Genomic DNA, 19315 nt, shown 5'->3' on the forward strand with positions numbered 1-19315 from the left:
GGCGGTCAGTCCTCCACGTTCGCGGCGGCCTCTTCGATCATGGGCACGTAGCGCTCGATGACCCAGGGCACGGTCAGCGGGTTGATGATCGAGGAGGCGGTGACGAAGGAGGTGTCCTCGGCCGCGACCACCGCGCCGCTCTCGATGGCGGGGATGGACGCGTACAGCTCCTGGGCCTCGATCTCGGCGCGGGTCTCGGCGTCGGTGTAGAAGGTGAAGACCAGGTCGCTGTCGGAGAGCTTGTCGGCGTTCTCCAGGCCGATGACGGCCGAGTCGGTGCCCTCCGTCTCGGGGAGGGTCTCCACGACCGGGTCGACGGTCAGGCCCAGTCCGCGGACCATGGCGACGCGCTGCTCGTCGGGCAGGAACACCCCGAGGGTCCCGGGGCCGTCGGTGTAGACGTAGGAGAAGGTCAGGTCGGCGAACTGCTCGTTGGCCGCCTTGGCCTCCTCGAACCGGGACTCGATGTCCTCGATGAGGCCCCGTGCCTCCTCGGGCTGGCCCAGCGCCTCCCCGATGATCTCGATCTGCTGGTCCCAGTCGGTGCTCCAGGGCAGGTCGGGGTAGGCGACCGTGGGGGCGATGTCGCTCAGGATGTCGTACTGCTCCTGGGTGACACCGGACCAGGGGGCGAGGATGACGTCGGGCTCCAGCTTGATGACGGCCTCGAAGTCGATGTCCTGGGCTCCGGCGAACTGGGTGGGCAGCTCCTCACCCGCCTCGGTGACGGCCTCGTGGATCCACGGCAGGTAGCCGGTCTCGTCACTGCCCCACTCGTAGCTCTCCATGCCCACCGGCACGACGCCCAGGGCGATGGAGGTCTCGGCGGAGCCCTGGCCGAGGGTGACCACGCGTTCGGGCCGCTCGGGGATCTCGGCGGTTCCGAGGGCGCTCTCGATGCTGACCGGGAACTCGCCGCCGGCGTCGCCGCCGCTCCCGCCGGCGTCCTCCTCGGGGGTGCCGCCGCACGCGGCGAGGCTGAGGGCGAGGACCATGGTGAGTCCGATGCCGCTGAGGCGGCGAGGGATGGAGGTCATGCTCACGCTGCTTTCTTCGTTGCGGGGAGAGGCGCGCCGCGGCCGGCGCACCGTTTCCGCGCAGGGGGATCCCGAGGGGGAACACGGAGGACAGAACGGGAGAATCCCGACAGAACCAAGGTTAGTCTAACCTCACCTCAGGTGGATTTCAAAAGTTCTGAATTCGAAGAGGGGGTGCCGCCCGTGTCCCTGCACGGCACCTGGCACAACCTTGACCTGCCGTGGAGCTTTCCGGAGCCCGGCCTGGGCAGTGGCCGGAGGAACGTTCCGTTCCACCACCACTGAGGAGCAGCATGATCTCCAAGCTTTCCGAGATGGGCGTCAAGTCCGAGATGGCCTACGCAGCCGGATTCGCCTCCATCGGCCTCTCCTTCCTGAGCTGGACCGTCTCCAAGAAGCAGGAGAACGCCGGCCTGGACCGCGCCGACCGGTGGGGGATCTTCATCGGGGAGTGGCCCCCGACGTTCTTCGCGATCGGCCTCGCCCTCCAGATGGAGGAGCACAGGAAGAAGTAGTGCGCCGTCCGGCTGTCCGCGGTCCCGCGGACAGCCAGTGCGCACGCCCGGTCGGGGGCCCCGAGGGCGCTCCGTGCGCCTTCCGGGTCCCCGTCGACAGGTGCCCGGTGTCAGCTCCCCAGGTGGACGCGGGCCTCCCAGGGCCGCAGCGGCGCGAAGGCCCCCTCGTCGGGGTAGTTGCCGATGAGGCGCACCGGGTCGCGCCTGGCGACCGAGGGGTCCAGTTCCAACGGCACCGTGTCCGAGCTCCAGTTCGCCGTCACCAGCAGCACCCGGCCGTCGAGTGTGCGCGTGTAGGCGTACACTGCCGGGTCCTCCTCCAGCAGGGGCTCGAACCTGCCGTGCACGATGACCGGGTGCTCCTTGCGCAGCGCGATGAGGCGCCGGTAGTAGTGGAACACCGAGTCCGGGTCGGCGACGGCGGCCTCCGCGTTGATCTGCGTGTGGTTGGGGTTGATCCCGATCCACGGGGTGCCCGTGGTGAACCCGGCGCCCGGCGAGGCGTCCCACTGCACGGGTGTGCGCGCGTTGTCCCGGCTCATACGGGCGACGGCCGCCATGGCGGTCCCCTCGTTCACTCTTCCCGTCTCCACCATGGCGCGGTGGTGGTTGAGCGTCTCCACGTCCCGGTAGTCGGCGATGTCGGCCATGTGGGCGTTGGTCATGCCCAGTTCCTCGCCCTGGTAGACGTACGGGGTGCCCTTCATCATGTGCAGGGTGGTGGCCAGCGCCTTGGCCGACTCCACGCGGTGGGCCTCGTCGCCGAAGCGCGACACCGCCCGGGGCTGGTCGTGGTTGTTCCAGTACAGGCTGTTCCACCCCGACTCCCCCAGCCCCGCCTGCCAGCGGTTGAGGGACTCCTTGAGGCGGACCAGGTCCAGGGGGCGGGGGTCGAACTTGCCGCCGGGCCCGTGGTCGAGGTTCACGTGCTCGAACTGGAAGACCATGCTCAGCTCGCGCCGCTCGACCATGGTGTGCAGCAGGGCCTGCTCCACTCCCACCCTGGGCATCTCGCCGACGGTGAGCACGTCGCGGCCCGCGAACACCTCCTGGTGCAGCTCGTGCAGGAACTCGTGCAGGCGCGGGCCGTTGACGGCGTAGTCGGTGAAGACACCGTGACCGCTCGTGGCCGCCAACGGGCCGCTGGGCAGTTCCGGGGTCTTGGAGACGAAGTTGATCACGTCCATGCGGAAGCCGTCGGCGCCCCGGTCCAGCCACCAGCGCGCCACGTCGTGCACGGCCGCCCGCACCCGGGGGTTCTCCCAGTTCAGGTCGGGCTGGCGGCGGGTGAACAGGTGCAGGTAGTACTCGCCCGTGGCCTCGTCGTAGGTCCAGGCGGGACCGGAGAAGACCGAGCCCCAGTTGTTGGGCGGGCCGCCGCCGCGGCCGGGCCGCCAGAAGTAGAAGTCCCTCTTGTCGGAGTCCTTCGAGGCGCGGGACTCGATGAACCAGGGATGCTCGTCGCTGGTGTGGTTGACCACCAGGTCCATCATCAAACGCATGCCGCGCTCGTGCAGCCCGTCGCGCAGCCGGTCCCAGTCGGCCAGGGTGCCGAACATGGGGTGGATGTCCAGGTAGTCGCTGATGTCGTAGCCGTTGTCGTCCCAGGGGGAGGGATAGACCGGTGACAGCCACACCACGTCCACGCCGAGCAGTTCCAGGTAGTCGAGCCGTTCGATGACACCGGGCAGGTCGCCCACGCCGTCGCCGTCGCTGTCGTTGAAGCTGCTCGGATAGACCTGGTAGACGACGCTGGACTTCCACCAGTCGGTACCGCGCTTCGGAGCCATGGACGTCCTCCGGTAGGGATCGGCGAGGGGCGGGCCCGCCGGGAACCGGAGCCGTCGGCGGACCCCGTAGCGGCACGTACCCGGCACGGTGTCGGCCGACACCGGCGGTCGGGGCCCGGGTTGCCGGGCCGCCGCGGCGGGGCATACGAAAGGGGACACACGAGATGAAGGGGTCCCCATGTGCCTGCACGGAACCGGCGAGACCGTCCGCTCGCGGAGCGGCCGCACCACGTCGCCCCCCGCCGGACCACCCGGCGCGCCGACCGAGCCCCGCCCGTGGCCGACGGGCTTTCGAAGGGTGGTCGACCTCAGCCACGTGCTCTCGCCGTCGATGCCCTCCTGGGACGAGGAGAAGCCCCGGCGGGAGAGCCTCGGCGATCCCGTGCCTAAGGGGGAGTTCGGCTTCTACCTGCAGCGGTGGACCCTCACCGAGCACTCGGGCACGCACCTGGACGCGCCGGGGCACGTGATCGGCGGCGGGCGTCTGGTCCCGGACATCCAGCCGCACGAACTGGTCGCCCCGGCCGCGGTGATCGACATCCGCGCCCGCGCCGCCGAGGACCCCGACACCACGGTGGAGGTGGAGGACGTCCTGGCCTTCGAGCGGGTACACGGACGGGTGCCCGAGGGGGCGGCCGTGCTGATGCACTCGGGGTGGAGCGCCCGCTGGGCCCGGGGCGACGAGGCGGTGCGCGGTGTGGCCGAGGACGGCTCCTGGCACTTTCCCGGGTTCGGTCCCGAGGCCTGTGAGTTCCTGGTCTCCCAGCGCGGTGTCGCCGGGGTGGGCGTGGACACCCTGAGCACCGATCCGGGTGTCTCCACCGACTTTCCCGCGCACGAGGCGGTGGGACGCGCCGACCGGTGGGGGCTGGAGGCCCTGACCGGTCTGGAACGGCTGCCGCCGAGCGGGGCGCTGCTCAGCATCGGGGTCATGCCGGGCCTGGACGCCTCCGGCGGGCCGAGCAGGGTGCTGGCCATGTACTGACCCGGTACCGGTCCGGCTCCGGTGCGCCACCTGGCTCCGGCGCGGGCGAGAGGCGTGCTCAGCCGGTCCGGGGGCGGGGCACACCGTCGTCGGGGTGCCACTCCAGCAGCATCATGGTGGCGTCGTCGGTGAAGCTGCCGTGCTGGTGGTCGTGGATGGCGTGGATCAGGCGCCGCAGCGTCTCGGGGGCCGGCTCGTCGGCGGCGGTGGCCCGGATGACGAAGTCGGCGAACCGCTCGGGGCCGAACATCCGCCCCTCGCTGTCGTGCGCCTCGGTCACCCCGTCGGTGTGGAGCAGGACCCGGTCGCCGGGTTCGAGCTGGATCCGGTGCACGGTGCGCGGCTCGGCGGCCAGGACCTCGCCGAGGCCGAGCGGAACCTCCGGGGCCCGCTCCAGTGCGTCCTCCAGCAGGCGGCCGTGCCGCAGGAGCAGGGGCGCGGGGTGGGCGCAGTTGACCCAGGCGAACTCGCCGGTGGACAGGTTCAGGGTGGTGAAGACCGCCGTGCAGAACCGCTCGGGCAGCCAGTCGGTGAGCGCCTTCTCGACGCTGGCGGTCAGTTCGGCGAGGTCGGCGCCGTTGCGCCGGGCGCCGCGGGCCCCGGCCATGGCCACCGAGGCGGTCAGTCCGGAGGCCAGGTCGTGGCCCATCGCGTCGAGGATGGTGGCGTGCAGGACGTCCTGGGTGATCGAGTGGTCGAAGGCGTCGCCGCCCAGTTCGTAGGCGGGTTCGAGCACGGCGGTGGACACCCCGCGCGAGGTGCCGAGGGTGCGCGGGGGCAGGAAGGCCCGCAGCATCTCGGTGCGCAGCTCCACCGGCCGGGTGCGGGTGCGAAGGACGTAGGTGTCGCTGTAAGCGCGCTTGGAGGTGACGGTCAGGGCCAGCAGCGAGGCGAGCGCCTGGCAGCGGCGCAGGGTGGGCTCGTCCAGCAGCGGCGTCCTGACGTTCAGTACGCCCATGCGGTCGGCGCCGTCGCGCAGGGGCAGCCACAGGCTCAGCTCCCCGTCGTCCTCGCCCAACCGCAGCGTCTCGGACCGGTAGGCCTCCCCGGCCATGGTGGCGTCGACGCCCAGGGCCGGACCCCCGGTCAGGGGGATGAGGAGGCGCTGTTGCAGATCGGTCAGGTACAGGGTGATGCCGCTGAGCCCGATCCGCTCGCCGTAGCGGTTCGCCAGTTCCAGGACCTCGATCGGGGCGCAGTCGTGCACGGACCTGACCAGGTCCTCGAACAGCACCTCGTTCTCGCTGACCGGGATCATACCGTCCATGTGCCCGCCTCCCCCAGCAGTCTCACACCGTGAGCACGGGCGGCGAAGGTGCCGGGCGCGCGTGTCCGGCGCGCCGGCCCGACTCCCGCGCGGGTCAGGCCGACCGGTCGCGGCGCTCCTGGTCGCGGCGGGTGCGGCGTGTCTTGGCCCTCGGCACGATCGTGGGATTCACATGCTCCTGCACCGACTCCCGCGTGATGATCACCCGCCCCACATCCTCACGAGAAGGCACCTCATACATCACCGACAACAACACCTCCTCGATGATCGCCCGCAACCCACGCGCACCCGTCCCCCGAATAATCCCCTGCTCAGCAATCGCGTCCAAAGCATCCGGCGTGAACTCCAACTCCACACCATCCAACTCGAACAACCGCTGATACTGCTTCACCAACGCGTTCCGCGGCTCCGTCAAAATCCGGATCAACGCCTCACGATCCAGATCATGCACACTCGTGATCACCGGCAACCGACCCACGAACTCCGGAATCATCCCGAACTTCAACAGATCCTCCGGCATCACCTCACCGAACAACGCCGACCCACCAGCCTCACCCTGAGGCCGCAACACCGCGTTGAACCCCATCCCCTGCTGACCCGTCCGCGACTCGATCAACTTCTCCAACCCCGCGAACGCACCACCACAGATGAACAACACATTCGTCGTATCGATCTGAATGAACTCCTGATGCGGATGCTTGCGCCCACCCTGAGGCGGCACACTCGCCGTCGTCCCCTCCAGGATCTTCAACAACGCCTGCTGCACACCCTCACCCGACACATCACGCGTGATCGAGGGATTCTCACTCTTACGCGCGACCTTGTCGACCTCATCGATGTAGATGATCCCCGTCTCGGCCTTCTTCACGTCATAGTCCGCCGCCTGGATCAACTTGAGCAGGATGTTCTCCACATCCTCCCCCACATACCCCGCCTCGGTCAGCGCCGTGGCATCGGCGATCGCGAACGGCACATTCAGAATCCGAGCCAACGTCTGCGCCAACAACGTCTTCCCCGAACCCGTGGGACCCAACAACAAGATGTTGGACTTGGCGATCTCCACACCCTCGTCCCCGGACCGGTCACCCTCAGAACGCACACGCTTGTAGTGGTTGTACACCGCCACCGACAACGCCTTCTTCGCCTGATCCTGACCGATCACATACGAATCCAGGAACTCATAGATCTCCCGCGGCTTGGGAAGCGCGTCCCCTTCGTCCCCGGACGGGAGGACGTGCTCGTCCTCCTCCATGATCTCGTTGCACAGGCCGACGCACTCGTCGCAGATACAGATGTGGCCCGGGCCGGCGATGAGTCTGCGGACCTCGCTCTGGTCCTTGCCGCAGAACGAGCACTTGAGCAGGGGCCCGCTGGCACCGGTGCGTGTCACTAGAAACGTTCTCCTCACGCGGGCCTCGCCCGGGTGGATCGGCGGGGTCGCCCCCCGAGGCCAGATGATCTCAACATCCGAAATCTCAAGGTATCCCCTGCCGGGGCGGGCCGCAAAGCAGCGCCGTCGCCCCCTCGCCGGCCGGGCCGGATCCGCCCGCACCGCCGGCAGTCAACCTCGATTGACTTTTCCGTGGCGTCAACCTAGGTTGACAACCAGGGGAGGGACCACTCCCCCACCAGGGACGACGCCCGGAGGAGACCATGACCGTCGCGTTCGACGACCACGAGCCCGAACCCGAGGACCTACGCCTGTGGACCGCACGCGGTTTCACCGTCGCGGACGCCCGCCGCTGGATCGACGCCGGATTCGCGCTGGGCGACGCCGAGCGCTGGCGGGGCAGCGGCGTGTACCGGCCCGGCCCCGCCATGGAGTGGCGCGCCGCCGGAACGACCCCGTACACGGTCCGGCCCATGCTCCGCGCGGGGATGACCCCGCGGGACGCCGTGCGCTGGCACGAACTGGGCTACTCCCCCGCCGAGGCGGCCGAACGGCACCTGGCCGGCGAGCGCCCCCGGCCCCGGCGGCGGCTGCGGGCCCTGCTGCCCGTCCGGCGGGTCCCCGGCCTGGACCTGAGCGAGGAACAGGCCGAGACCATGACCGCCCTGCTGTCGGCGGGGGTGACCGCGGCCACCGCGCGCGCCTACCTGGACACGGGGTGGCACGGCGCCGACGCCGTGCCGTGGGCCCGTGCCGGGGTGGACCCCGCGCAGGCCCGGGTGTACCGGGCGGTCGGGTTCTCCCCGGGGGAGGGCGCGTCGCTGGCCGGTGAGGGCCGCGACGCCCTGTCGCTCATGTGCGAGTGGTGGGACGCGGGTGTGCCCCGCGGCGAGGTCGCGGCCTGGGCGCTGGCGGGGTTCGGCTCCGCCGAGGCGGCGCGGGCCCGCGTCTCGGGCACGGGCCCGCGGGGGACGCGGTCGCCGCGCGCTCCGGGCGGTCGGCCCCCGGAGGGGGGCTCCTCCCGGTGACGGGCGGGGAACGGCGCCTTCCGGCGCCCGCGCCCGTCTACCGGCAGCCCGCCTCCGCGCCGGGGGCCGGCGCGAAGGAGGCGGCGGCGTGGCCGGCGCCGCGGGCGTCGGAACGGGCCACGATCCGCCCGGCACGGACGCGGACGGCGGACTCGGTGGTGTCGCCGACCCGCCGCACGCCCACCGCGGCGGCGATCTCACCGGACGCGTCGTACACCAGGCGCAGCTCCGGCCAGGCCCTCTCCGGGAAGGCCTGGCGCAGACAGCCGCACAGGTCGGCCACCGCCGTCCGGGCCAGCGGAATCCGCACGGCCGGGTCGTCGGTGACCACCACGGCGGTCACGGCCGTCCCGGCGGGAGCGGAGCGCACCGCCTCCTCCACGGCCTCCAGGCGGTGTGTGCCCAGCACCACGACGGTCCCGTCCTCGGCGAGGGACACGGCCCGGCGCCGGATCGCGTCGAAGGCCTCCGGCGGTGACCAGTCCTCGTCGGCGGGCAGGGCCGGGGCGGTGTGCGCGACGTGCGGCGGCGGCCAGGCGTCGGCCACGTCCAGGTCGGCCAGCCGCTCGCAGGCGCGGACCACGGTGAAGGGGTCGACGAACCCCGGCGCGACACCGACCATCTGACTGGTTCCGTACAGGGTGGTGAGCACGGCCTCGGCCACCCGTACCCGGCGGCCACCGGTCCCGGGAGGTTCCTCCAGTGCCTCCAGGGACAGCGCGAGCAGGACGGCGTCCAACCGCATGAGCTGGGAGAAGGCCTGACGGGTGGACTCGTCGGCCAGGATCTCGGGGGTGAGCCCGGCGCCGATCCGCAGGGCCGCGTCGGTGACGGGGAGCCGGGAGACCCAGGCGCGGGCGAGGGCGCCCAGCGCGGTGCGGGCGGTGTGCCCGGGGTCGGGACGGGCGGTCTCGGCCGTGCGTTCGGCCGCCTCGGCCAGGACCGAGAAGTACAGGGCCCGCTTGCCGGGGAAGTTGGAGTAGACCGCGCCCCGGGTGAGTTCGACGCGCTCGGCGATGCGGTCGATCTTGGCGTCGCGGAAGCCGTGTTCGGCGAACTCCTCCCCGGCCGCGGCCAGTACGCGCGTCCGGTTGCGGGCCTGCCGCTGCGCCCTCGTGAGCCGGGCCATCGTCCTCCCTCGCTTCGGCGTCCGCCCATCCTACGGCGAGATGCCCCGGCCACCCGGATACACGGAGAATCCCGATACCGGCATCATCCGGGAACGCGCCGACCAGCACGGGCGCACTCCAGGGCAGCGGTCACACGCTCGGACCCCGCGCCGGCCGACCGCGCCCCGGGAAGGTCCGCGGCTCGAACGGTGTGTTTCTCAGGGATCTCTCATGTTGCCCTGGTTCGATGGGGGCCGATGAGCAAGAACACCATCCTCGTGGTGGACGACGCGCCCAACATCGTCGACCTCGTCGCCACGGTCCTGGGCTTCCACGGCTTCCACGTGGTGACGGCCACGTCCCTGGGGCGGGCGCGCCGCGCGCTGGCCGAACACGACCCCGACCTGCTGGTGGTCGACGTCATGCTGCCCGACGGGGACGGCTACACGCTGTGCCAGGAGGTCCGCGCGGCCAGGCCCGACACCGGCATCGTCTTCCTGACCGCGCGCGACGCCCCGGGCGACCGCATCGCCGGGCTCACCTACGGGGGCGACGACTACATCACCAAACCGTTCGAGATGGACGAGCTGGTCGCCCGTGTCCGCGCCGTCCTGCGCCGTCTGCGGCCCAGCACCGAGGAACACGGGCCTCCCGCGCGCCGCGTCCTTCGCGTGGACGACGTCGAACTGGACCAGGACCTGTTCGAGGCCCGCCGCGCCGGTGAGCCGGTCCGCCTCTCCCGCACCGAGTACGAACTGCTCCTCCACCTCATGGACAACGCGGGCCGGGTGCTCTCCAGGGAGCAGATCATCGACCACGTGTGGAGCGCGGACTACGGCGGCAGCTCCAACATCGTCGACACCTACATCGGCTACCTGCGGCGCAAGCTCAACGCGCTGGGGCCCAACGTCATCCACACGCACCGGGGCTTCGGCTACACGATGCGCGACCGCGGGGAGCAGGCGTGAGCACGCCGCGCCGGGCCGGCCCCGTGGAGGCCCCGTGACCCTGCGCGCCAGGCTGATCGCCCTGCTCATGGCGGTCACCACCCTGGCGCTGGCCATCGTGGTCTCCGTCGGCGTGCTCACCCTGCGCGCCTACCTGACCGACCGGCTGGACGGGCAGCTGGAGATCATCGCCGAGTTCGTCCGCGCCCGTCAGGACGAGATCCTGGCCAACGACCCCGAGGCGCTGATCGGCGACGTGAGCGCGCCCCGGGAACTCCTCGTCGAGATCGAGTCCGACGCGGTCGTCCACCGGGACCCCACCTTCGACTCGTCCCTGCTGGACGCGGTCACCGGGCGGGTGGACGAGGGCGCCCCGCGGACCGTCGGGCACGAGGGCTCCTCCTACCGGGTCATGTACATGGAGCTGCCCCGCCACGAGGCGCGCCTGGTGGTGGCCCTGTCCCTGGAGCCGGTGGAGGCGGCCGTCAGGCGCCTGGTGCTGACCGGCGCGGTGACCTCCGTGCTGCTGCTGGCCGTGTTCGGATCCATCGCCTCCTCCGTGCTGCGCTGGGGGCTGCGCCCGCTGGACGACGTCGTGGACACGGCCGAGGCGATCGCCGACGGCGACACGGACCGCCGGGTCCCGGTGGACCCCAGCCGGATCCGCACCGAGACCGGGCGCCTGACCGTGTCGATCAACCGCATGCTCGCGCACCTGCAAGCGGCGATCCGGTCGAGGACGGAGTCGGAGGAGCGCATGCGCCGCTTCGCCGCGGACGCCTCCCACGAACTGCGCACACCCCTCACGGTGGTGCGCGGCTACCTCCAGATGCTCGCCGAGGGCGTGGTCACCATGCGCGACCGCCCGGACGTGGTGCCCCGGGCCCAGGCGGAGGCCGAGCGCATGTCGCGCCTGGTGGAGAACCTCCTGTACCTGTCGCGGCTCGACGAGCGGGCCGGGTCCGCGCCCTCCGCGCGGCCGTCGGCGGTGTCGCTGGCGGAACTGGTGCGCGACTGCGTGTCCGACGCGCACGCCGCGGCCCCCGAACGCCTCGTCCGCACCGACGTGCGGGACGAGTGCCTGGTCACCGGGGACCGGGACTCCCTGCACCAGGCCCTCGCCAACGTCCTGGCCAACGTGCTCACCCACACGCCCTCCGACAGTGACGCGGTGGTGCGCCTCGAACGGGTCGGCGGGCGGGCCGTGCTGGAGGTCTCCGACTCCGGCCCGGGCATCGGCCCCGAGTCCTCGGCCCTCGCGTTCGAGCGCTTCTACCGCGATCCGTCCGCGCACGAGCGCGAGGGCAGCGGGCTGGGGCTGTCCATCGTCAGGGCGGTCATGGCCTCCCACGGGGGCGACGCCCGGCTGCGCTCCACGGTCGAGGAGGGCACGACCGTGACCCTCGTCTTCCCCCCGCGCGGCGCGGACCCGGAGGGTGGCGGTGACGCACACCTCACCCCGCCGGACGGGTTCTCAGCCGATTCTCATCCTCCTCGCAGGTCCTCCTCATCCGGACACGGTGGCCTGGATCCGTGGCCCGCGGTCCGCCGAGCCGGAGGCCGGAACACGACACGAGAGAGGCGGAGCATGGCGACACTGCTGTACCGAATCGGATCCTTCTCCTACCGGAGGCGGTGGTGGGTGCTCGGAGCGTGGCTGGCGCTCATCGCGGTCGCCGCCACGGCGGCGCTGACCTTCCGCACACCGATGAGCGACACCTTCGAGATCCCGGGCACGGAGTCCCAGGAAGCCGCGGACATGCTCGCCGAACGCTTCCCCGAGCGCGGCGGCGGTACGGTCACCGTCGTCGTGCGGGCGCCGGAGGGCGAGGACCTGACGGACTCGGAGGAGTACCGGGAGGCCGTCGGCGCCACCGCCGAGGAGCTCCGGGGCATCGAGGGCGTGGAGGGCGTCACCAACCCGTTCGGCCTGCTCTCCGACGCGCGCGAGGCCTACGGCGACGCCCTGGCCGAGGCCGAGCGGGAGGCGCGCGACCTGGCCCGCCAGGAGGCCGGGGCGCAGGTGCCCGAGGGGACCCCCGGCCGGGAGGACGTCATCGCCCGGGCCGAAGAGGAGGCCGCGAGCAGGGTCGCCGAGGAGAGTCCAGCCTTCGACGAGGAGGAGGCCCTCGGCCGGATCCCGCTGTTCTCCGACAGCCAGCGGGCGCTGCTGCTCCAGGTGCAGTTGAAGGAGCCCGACGGCGACGTCGACCAGGACACGGTCGAGGCGGTCCTGGACAGCGGAGGCGCCGCACGCGACGCCGGGCTGACGGTGGAGCACAGCGGTCAGTCGCTGTCCATGGGAGCCCCGGTCATGGGCGCCGGGGAGGCCCTGGGCGTGGTCGTGGCCCTGATCGTGCTGATCCTGAACTTCGGGGCCCTGGTCCTGGCCGGCATGCCGATCCTCATCGCCCTGGCCGGCGTGGGCCTGGGCATGGCCTCCGTCTTCTCCCTGGCCTCCGTGCTGGAGCTGACCAGCACGGCGCCCATCCTGGCGGTGATGATCGGCATCGCCGTGGGCATCGACTACTCGCTGTTCGTCCTGTCCCGCCACCGCCAGCAGCTCGCCGAGGGCATGGACCCGCACGAGTCGGCCGCGCGGGCGATCGGCACCGCGGGCAGCGCCGTGGTGTTCGCCGGGATCACGGTGATGATCGCCCTGGTGGGCCTGAACGTGGTGGGCGTGCCCTTCCTCGGCGTCATGGGCGTGGTCGCCTCGGTGACGGTGTTCACCGCCGTGCTGGGGGCGGTCACCCTGCTCCCCGCGCTCCTCGGATTCCTGGGTACCAGGATCGGCGCGCTGCGGCTGCCGGTCCTGGGACGCCGGTCGGAGGCCTCGCTGACCGCGGGGGAGACGCTCAGCGGCAGGTGGGCCCGGTTGCTGGTGCGCCACCCGGTGCTGCCCGTGGTCGCGGTGGTGCTGGCCCTGGGTGCGGCCGCGCTTCCGGCGGCGGACCTGCGCCTGGGTCTGCCCAACGACTCCACGGCCGCGGAGGACACCACCCAGCGCCGGGCCTACGAGATCGTCAGCGAGGAGTTCGGGCCCGGGTACGCCTCACCGCTGCTGCTGGTGGCCGACCTGCGCGATGCCTCCGACCGTGAGGCCGCGGCCGAGGAGATCGCCGAGCGCGCGGAGGGGCTCGACGGCGTTGAGGACGTCTACCCTCCCGCCTACAACGGCTCCGGGGACACGGCGATCATCACGGTGGTGCCCGAGGAGGGGCCGTCGAGCACGGCCACCGAGGACCTGCTGCACGACATCCGTGACGAGCGCGGCGCGATGGAGGCCGACACCGGAGCGGCCGTCTCGGTCACCGGGGCGACCGCGGCGGGGATCGACATCTCCGAACGGCTCAACGAGGCGCTGCCTCTGTTCCTGGGCATCGTCGTGGGACTGGCTCTGATCCTGATGATGCTGGTGTTCCGCTCGGTGCTGGTACCGCTGAAGGCCGCCCTGGGGTTCGTCCTCAGCGCGGGCGCGGCGCTGGGCCTGACCGTGGCCGTCTTCCAGCAGGGGCACGGCGCGGAACTGCTCAACGTGGAGAGCTCCCCGACGCTGCTGGCCTTCCTGCCCATCCTGCTGCTGGGGGTGCTCTTCGGCCTGGCCATCGACTACGAGGTCTTCCTGGTCTCGCGGATGCGCGAGGAGTTCACCCACGGGGCCGAGGCCCGCGAGGCGGTGGTCACGGGCTTCCGGCAGGGGGCGCGCGTGGTCACGGTGGCCGCGGTGATCATGGTCTCGGTGTTCGGGTCGTTCGTCTTCGGCCACGACGAGATGATCAAGCCGATCGCCTTCGCGCTGGCCGTGGGCGTCCTGGTGGACGCCTTCCTGGTGCGGATGACGCTGGTTCCGGCACTGATGTCGCTGTTCGGCCGCGCCGCCTGGTGGCTGCCCCGGTGGCTGGGCCGGCTGCTGCCCCCGGTCGACATCGAGGGCGAGAAGCTCGCCCGCGCCTTCGACCCGGCCCCGGAGACCGCCGGGACCGGAACCCGGCGCTGACCCTGCGCGTTCCCGTCGCCCCCGCCCGGATCCCGGGCGGGGGCGCGTCCGTGTCACGGGCGGGACCCCTGGTCAGCCGAGGCGGTCCGTCCGCTCACCCAGACGGGCGAGGAAGGTGCGGCCGGTCGGCGGCGGGTCCTCGACGAGCACGGTGGCGTGGAAGGCGTGCGGCGTGCCCCCGTACAGGTCGACGTCGGCTGCGGTCCCCGCAGCGGCCGCGGCGAAGCGCCGCGTGTGGTCCAGGAACAGCTCGTCCCCTCCGACGGGCAGCAGCAGCGGCGGTAGCAGCAGACAGTGGTCCTTCCCTTCTGGGCATGGTGCGCGGAGAACTGGTGCGGCGTACGGGAGGGACGCGTGTCGGCGATCCGTGGAACGGCACGGAAAGCGGTGGCGCACAGTTCAGCCGCCGTCCCCTCCGCGGTCATCCGGGGAGGGCACAATGACCGCCCTCCCCGCACGACCCCGACCGCGTGAAAGCGAGTGCCCGTCCGTGTCCCTCCCCACCTCCCCCACCGGGACCGGGCGCGCACAGCGCGCCGTCGTCGGCGCCGGCGGGCACCGACCCGAGATCGACGGCCTGAGGGCCGTGGCCGTGCTCCTGGTGGCCGCCTACCACGTCTGGCTGGGCCGGGTCTCCGGCGGTGTCGACGTCTTCCTGATGCTGACGGGCTTCCTCATCACCACCTCCCTGGTGCGCGCGGCCACCGGCGGGACGATCCGCTACGGCGCCTTCCTGGCCCGGCTGGCCGCACGCCTGGTGCCGACCGCCGCCGTCGTCGTCCTGGCGACGTTGGCCGCGACGTGGCTGCTCCTGCCCGAGACGCGGTGGAGCGACGCGCCGGGGGACGCGGTGGCGGCCCTGCTGTACCACACGAACTGGCACCTGGCACTGGACTCCGTGGACTACCTGGCGCGCGAGGGCGGCCTCGACCCCTTCCAGCACTTCTGGTCGCTGTCGGTGCAGGGGCAGTTCTACCTGGTGTGGCCCGTGCTGATCGCGGTCGCCGTGTGGACGGCCCGGCGCGGTGGGCGCGACCCGCGCACCCCGCTCCTCGTCGCCCTGTCCGCGGTCCTCGCGCTCTCCCTGGCCTACTCGGTGCTGATGACCCGGGCCGACCAGCCGTGGGCCTACTTCGACACCGGCACCCGGCTGTGGGAGTTCGCGCTCGGCGGGCTCCTGGCCCTGCTGCTGCCGGGAGCGAAGTTGCCGAGGGCACCGCGGGTGGCACTGGGCTGGATCGGTCTGGCGTCTCTGGTGCTGTGCGGCGCGCTGCTGCGGGTGTCGTCCGTCTTCCCCGGGTACGCGGCGCTGTGGCCCACCCTGGCCGCCGCGGCCGTCGTCGTGGCCGGCACCTCCGGTTCGGCACTCGGAGCCGACCGGCTGCTCACCCTGCGGCCGCTGCGCTACCTGGGCTCCATCTCCTACGCGCTGTACCTGTGGCACTGGCCGCTGCTGGTGTTCTACCTGTCCGTCACCGGACGCGGCCTGGCGACCCCGGTGGGCGGTGCGGCCGTCCTGGCGGTGTCGGTGCTGCTGGCGGCGGCGACCACCCCGGTGGCCGACAGGCTGGCCGTGCTGGGACGCGGAGGCGGGCGCCGGGCGGTGCTGCGCGGAACGGCGGCGGCCCTGGCCTGCCTGCTACCGGTACTGCTCACGGCCGGGACCTGGGCCGGACACCAGTCCGCCGAACGCGCCCGGTGGGAGGGGCTGCTCGCCGACGGCCGCAGCTACCCGGGGGCGGCCGCGGCCGGCGGGGCCGGGATACCGGACATGCCGGTCTACCCGCCACTGGCCCTGGCGGTCGACGAGGCCCCCGTGACCTACGACGACGGCTGCAACCAGACGACCTTCGACGCCGAGGTGATCACGTGCGTCTACGGCTCCGACGACCCGGTGCGCACGGTGGCGCTGGTGGGCGGCTCGCACGCGGCGCACTGGTTCCCCGCCCTGGAGGACATCGCCCTGGCACGCGGCTGGCGGCTGCTCAACATCGTCAAGGGCGCCTGCCTGTTCACCGACGCCCCGCAGACCTACAAGGGTGAGCCGTACACGTCGTGCACGGAGTGGAACCGCGGGGTGATGGCCGAGCTCGGACGGCTGCGGCCCGACACGGTCTTCACCACGGGCACCACGACCAGTCTGGACGCCTCGGCCGGCTACGGCGAGGAGCAGGTCGTGGACGGCTACGTGGACCGGTGGCGCGAGTTGGAGGACATGGGGATCGGCGTGGTCGCCGTGCGCGACACCCCGAGGTTCCGTTTCGACGTGCCGACCTGTCTGGCCGAGGCGGGTCCGGACGAGTGCGTCTCGGCACCGGAGGAGTCGATGGCGCCGGTCTCACCGCTGGAGGGGCTCGACCTGCCCGCGAACGTGACGGTGCTGGACCTGACCGACCGGTTCTGCGGGTCCGGCGTGTGCCGCCCCGTGATCGGCAACGTCCTCGTGTACTGGGACAGCGGCCACGTCGGCGCGACGTTCATGCGCACCCTGGCGCCGGAGCTGGAACGGCGGTGGGCGCGGGCCGAGGGCTGGTGAGTCCCGCGATGGAGGCCCGGGACGCACCCGTCGAGGAGACCGGTCCCGGCCCCCGCCGTCGGACCTCAGCGTGAGCGGCCCCGGCGCACGTGGTCGCCCCGGTGGCCTTTCGCCGGGCCGGCGCCCCTCCTCCGTGTTCCCACGCACGCGTCGTCACGGCGGGTCGCCGTGCACCGTGCGCACGGTCGCGTAGAGCAGCATGTCGCGCCGCCGGCCGCCGATCGGCTGGTGGCTGCGCAGCAGCCCCTCACGGACGTAGCCGACCCGCTCGGCCGTCCGCGCGGACGCGGCGTTCCACGGCTCGATGTAGGCCTCGATCCGGAACAGCCCCGGCACCTCCCAGCCGAAGGCCGTCAGCGCGGACAGGGCGTCGGCCGCGACCCCGCGACCCCGGGCGGAGGGGGCCACCGAGTACCCGACCGTGGCCCGGCCCACGGCGAGGCTGTGCAGCCACAGGCCGCAGGCGCCGAGCGCGGCGTCCGTGCGGGCGTCGGCGACCGTGAACGAGAAGCCCGCCCCCGCCGTGTACCGGTCGTGCTGCCGGTGGACCCAGGCCAGCGCCTCGGCGGGAGAGGCGTTCGGGGTCAGGGATCCGATCGTCGGGACGTACGGGTCGGTCGACAGCTCGCGGACCATCGGGACGTCCGCCCCACTCGGCCGACGGAGCACGACACGGCCGTGCGCCGGCGGTGTCACCGGCCATGGCGGAGGCGTCGAGGGGATCACGGACCCAGTATCGACGCCGCCACGCCGCACGGGCAACGTGCGGGCGGCGCGAAGCGGTCACCAGCGCCGGGGGACGGGGACCGCCCGAAAGGCGAAGGCGTGCGGGGAGGAGCGGCCCTTCGACGATGGCGTGGGCCCGGCGGGGCCCGGGACAGCACGGGGCGGCCCGGCCCGCCAGGGCTCTTCCCGGAGTCCCCGACCCGACCCCGGCCGGTCAGGCCTCGCCGGGTGAGAGCTCCAGGTAGTCGATGTTGGGCAGGCCGTCGGAGCCGGTGGCCACGAGCCGGACGGTGTTGCCGCCGGGGTCCAGCCGCACCGTGATCGTCGTTGTCGCCCAGACCTCCCACGCGCCCGTGGCCGCGAACGGGATCGGCCCCGTGGTGGAGCCGTTCACCACCGCCTCCGCCGGCCGGCCGCCCGAACCGCCGTTGGCGTACCCGATCACCAGAGCAGCCGTTACCGGGCTGTCGGCGTCCACCGTGAACCGCGCCGCCACGCCGGTGGCGTTGTCGGTGTTGCAGAATCCGCTGCCGGAGTACCCGGGGTGGTCGGCGTCGATGGCGCCGTCGCAGGTGGCCGGCGCGTGCTCCGCCTCGTGGCGTACGGGAGCCGGTCCGCCCCCGCCGTCGTCTTCGCCGAGGTCGGCGCCGAGGCCGGCGTGGCCACGGGGGCGCAGGAAGTCCGTGGCCGGGATCGAACCGTCCGCGGCGCGCGGGCCCTTGATGTCCGAGGCCGAGGTGCTGACCAGGTCGGCGTTGCTCCAGCCGTCCCTGAGGTCCCACGAGTTGCCGCTGCCGCCCGAGGAGCCGAGGTCGACGCCTGCCCCGTCGGCGACCGACAGGTTCCGGTTCAGCGTCGAGGCCGACCGGTCGAAGACGAACCCGCTGCCGCCGTTGGCCCAGGCGGTGTTGTTCTCCAGACGCAGCGAGCCGGGATTGCCGTTGTCGATGAACCCGCCCACGGCGTTGTCGAAGGCGATGCTGTTGTTCACGACGTGGTCCGCCGTGCCGCGTCCGAGCTTGAAGCCGTTGCCGTCGCCCTCCCAGCCGGGGAAACCCCAGCGGTCGAAGCCGTTGCCCCAGGCGACGGAGTCCTCGACGCGGATCGGGGTGAGGAAGTCCCAGGAGTCGAAACCGTCGTCGGCGTTGTTCCACAGCCTCGCGCCGGTCACGACGTTGCCCGAGCCGGCTCCCTGCTTGATGGCCAGGCCGTCGGCGCTCTCGCCGTTCTTGCGCGGGTCGCGGTTGCCGTGGCTGTCGAGGTTGATGACCCGGTTGTCGCTGGAATCGAGCACGAGGTGCAGCCCGGTCTCGTAGTTGTCGCGGGTGACCAGGTCCTTGTAGACGTTGTTGCTGGACTCGATGGCGAAGATCCCGTAGGGGCCGTTGACGATCTCCAGTCCCTCGAAGCGCCACCAGTCACCGCTGACGTGGATCGCGCCGCGCTCGACGCGCGGATAGGACTCGCCCGACGGGGCGGGGGTGTTGGGCATGTTCTCGCCGTCGATGGCAACGTGCTCGCCGTCGTAGGCGCGCATGGTGATCGGCTGCGAGGGGGTGCCGCTCTTCTCGATCCGGATGTTGACGTCCGGGTCGTAGGTGCCGCCGCGTATCCGGATCACGGTGCCGGGCCCGGCCAGGTCGACGGCGCGTTGGATGGTGCGCAGGGGGGCCGCGACGGTGCCGGGGCCGGAGTCGCTGCCGTCTGTCGCGACGGTGAGCGTACGGGCCTGGGCGGCGGCGGGCTGCGCCGGCGCGACCGCCGCGAACGGGACGAGCACCGCCGCCGCCAAGGCTAGGCGCAGCGCTCCCAGCGGTCTTCCGCGGGTTCGAGGACTGCTGAACCGCATGATGGAACCTTCCTCGATATGACCGGAGAAGTGAGCCGCGGCCGAGGTGTTCGCCCGCGGCCCGGCGACGGCGCCGCCCCGGAACGGCCGGCCCGCCCGGTTCGTTCGGGCGGACCGGTCGGCGTCCGGTCGGCTC

The 19315-nt window shown here is 72.2% G+C and carries 14 protein-coding genes; 6 read left to right on the forward strand and 8 right to left on the reverse strand.

Features of this window, described 5'->3' with window-relative positions:
- Window positions 1-5: 5 nt before the first annotated feature.
- Window positions 6-1037, reverse strand: a complete 1032-nt coding sequence (locus NOSIN_RS12605; RefSeq protein WP_077690924.1) for an iron-siderophore ABC transporter substrate-binding protein — start codon at window positions 1035-1037, stop codon at window positions 6-8.
- A 293-nt stretch (window positions 1038-1330) separates the two neighbouring features.
- Here NOSIN_RS12605 and NOSIN_RS12610 point away from each other — a divergent pair, with 293 nt between their 5' ends.
- Window positions 1331-1552 (forward strand): hypothetical protein, encoded by a 222-nt coding sequence (locus NOSIN_RS12610; RefSeq protein ID WP_077690925.1) that lies wholly within the window; start codon window positions 1331-1333, stop codon window positions 1550-1552.
- Between the two features lie 110 nt (window positions 1553-1662).
- On the opposite strand, the gene NOSIN_RS12615 is transcribed toward NOSIN_RS12610, so the two are convergent.
- Window positions 1663-3342, reverse strand: coding sequence for a glycoside hydrolase family 13 protein (locus NOSIN_RS12615; RefSeq protein ID WP_077690926.1), 1680 nt, complete (start codon window positions 3340-3342; stop codon window positions 1663-1665).
- 178 nt (window positions 3343-3520) lie between these two features.
- Here NOSIN_RS12615 and NOSIN_RS12620 point away from each other — a divergent pair, with 178 nt between their 5' ends.
- Entirely contained in the window at window positions 3521-4327 is an 807-nt protein-coding gene (locus tag NOSIN_RS12620) for a cyclase family protein (RefSeq protein WP_077690927.1), read from the forward strand.
- Between the two features lie 58 nt (window positions 4328-4385).
- Here NOSIN_RS12620 and NOSIN_RS12625 read toward each other — a convergent pair whose 3' ends face one another.
- On the reverse strand, window positions 4386-5594 hold the full coding sequence (locus NOSIN_RS12625) for a PP2C family protein-serine/threonine phosphatase (protein WP_077690928.1): 1209 nt from the start codon (window positions 5592-5594) through the stop codon (window positions 4386-4388).
- A 94-nt stretch (window positions 5595-5688) separates the two neighbouring features.
- Window positions 5689-6984, reverse strand: a complete 1296-nt coding sequence (gene clpX, locus NOSIN_RS12630; RefSeq protein ID WP_077690929.1) for an ATP-dependent Clp protease ATP-binding subunit ClpX — start codon at window positions 6982-6984, stop codon at window positions 5689-5691.
- A gap of 263 nt (window positions 6985-7247) precedes the next feature.
- On the opposite strand from clpX, the gene NOSIN_RS12635 reads away from it, so the two are divergent.
- Window positions 7248-8012 carry a hypothetical protein gene (locus tag NOSIN_RS12635; RefSeq protein WP_143832927.1) on the forward strand — a complete coding sequence of 255 codons (765 nt, stop codon included), beginning with the start codon at window positions 7248-7250 and terminating at the stop codon, window positions 8010-8012.
- A 37-nt stretch (window positions 8013-8049) separates the two neighbouring features.
- Here NOSIN_RS12635 and NOSIN_RS12640 read toward each other — a convergent pair whose 3' ends face one another.
- Window positions 8050-9141: a TetR/AcrR family transcriptional regulator gene (locus tag NOSIN_RS12640; RefSeq protein WP_077690930.1), complete on the reverse strand. Its 1092-nt coding sequence runs from the start codon at window positions 9139-9141 to the stop codon at window positions 8050-8052.
- 237 nt (window positions 9142-9378) lie between these two features.
- Between NOSIN_RS12640 and NOSIN_RS12645 the strand changes: the two genes are divergently transcribed.
- Entirely contained in the window at window positions 9379-10089 is a 711-nt protein-coding gene (locus NOSIN_RS12645; RefSeq protein WP_077690931.1) for a response regulator transcription factor, read from the forward strand.
- A 34-nt stretch (window positions 10090-10123) separates the two neighbouring features.
- A complete protein-coding gene (locus NOSIN_RS12650; RefSeq protein WP_236743360.1) occupies window positions 10124-14068 on the forward strand; it encodes an MMPL family transporter in 3945 nt (1314 codons plus the stop codon).
- Between the two features lie 72 nt (window positions 14069-14140).
- Here the strand turns inward: NOSIN_RS12650 and NOSIN_RS12655 are convergent, their stop codons facing one another.
- Window positions 14141-14464, reverse strand: a complete 324-nt coding sequence (locus tag NOSIN_RS12655; RefSeq protein WP_227015319.1) for a hypothetical protein — start codon at window positions 14462-14464, stop codon at window positions 14141-14143.
- 43 nt (window positions 14465-14507) lie between these two features.
- On the opposite strand from NOSIN_RS12655, the gene NOSIN_RS12660 reads away from it, so the two are divergent.
- The gene (locus NOSIN_RS12660) at window positions 14508-16604 is read left to right on the forward strand and encodes an acyltransferase family protein (RefSeq protein ID WP_077690932.1); all 2097 of its coding nucleotides are present in this window, start codon (window positions 14508-14510) and stop codon (window positions 16602-16604) included.
- Between the two features lie 153 nt (window positions 16605-16757).
- On the opposite strand, the gene NOSIN_RS12665 is transcribed toward NOSIN_RS12660, so the two are convergent.
- Complete coding sequence (locus NOSIN_RS12665) at window positions 16758-17360, reverse strand: GNAT family N-acetyltransferase (protein WP_330359718.1); 603 nt, start codon at window positions 17358-17360, stop codon at window positions 16758-16760.
- 184 nt (window positions 17361-17544) lie between these two features.
- Window positions 17545-19179: a right-handed parallel beta-helix repeat-containing protein gene (locus tag NOSIN_RS12670; protein WP_077690934.1), complete on the reverse strand. Its 1635-nt coding sequence runs from the start codon at window positions 19177-19179 to the stop codon at window positions 17545-17547.
- Window positions 19180-19315: the final 136 nt, after the last annotated feature.

The sequence above is a fragment of the Nocardiopsis sinuspersici genome (assembly GCF_001998325.1).
Classification (GTDB): domain Bacteria; phylum Actinomycetota; class Actinomycetes; order Streptosporangiales; family Streptosporangiaceae; genus Nocardiopsis; species Nocardiopsis sinuspersici.

Coding starts and splice junctions, on each gene's coding strand:
- NOSIN_RS12605 (WP_077690924.1), bottom strand. CDS start 1,037: ATGACCTCCATCCCTCGCCGCCTCAGCGGCATCGGACTCACCATGGTC.
- NOSIN_RS12610 (WP_077690925.1), top strand. CDS start 1,331: ATGATCTCCAAGCTTTCCGAGATGGGCGTCAAGTCCGAGATGGCCTAC.
- NOSIN_RS12615 (WP_077690926.1), bottom strand. CDS start 3,342: ATGGCTCCGAAGCGCGGTACCGACTGGTGGAAGTCCAGCGTCGTCTAC.
- NOSIN_RS12620 (WP_077690927.1), top strand. CDS start 3,521: ATGTGCCTGCACGGAACCGGCGAGACCGTCCGCTCGCGGAGCGGCCGC.
- NOSIN_RS12625 (WP_077690928.1), bottom strand. CDS start 5,594: ATGGACGGTATGATCCCGGTCAGCGAGAACGAGGTGCTGTTCGAGGAC.
- NOSIN_RS12635 (WP_143832927.1), top strand. CDS start 7,248: ATGACCGTCGCGTTCGACGACCACGAGCCCGAACCCGAGGACCTACGC.
- NOSIN_RS12640 (WP_077690930.1), bottom strand. CDS start 9,141: ATGGCCCGGCTCACGAGGGCGCAGCGGCAGGCCCGCAACCGGACGCGC.
- NOSIN_RS12645 (WP_077690931.1), top strand. CDS start 9,379: ATGAGCAAGAACACCATCCTCGTGGTGGACGACGCGCCCAACATCGTC.
- NOSIN_RS12660 (WP_077690932.1), top strand. CDS start 14,508: ATGACCGCCCTCCCCGCACGACCCCGACCGCGTGAAAGCGAGTGCCCG.
- NOSIN_RS12670 (WP_077690934.1), bottom strand. CDS start 19,179: ATGCGGTTCAGCAGTCCTCGAACCCGCGGAAGACCGCTGGGAGCGCTG.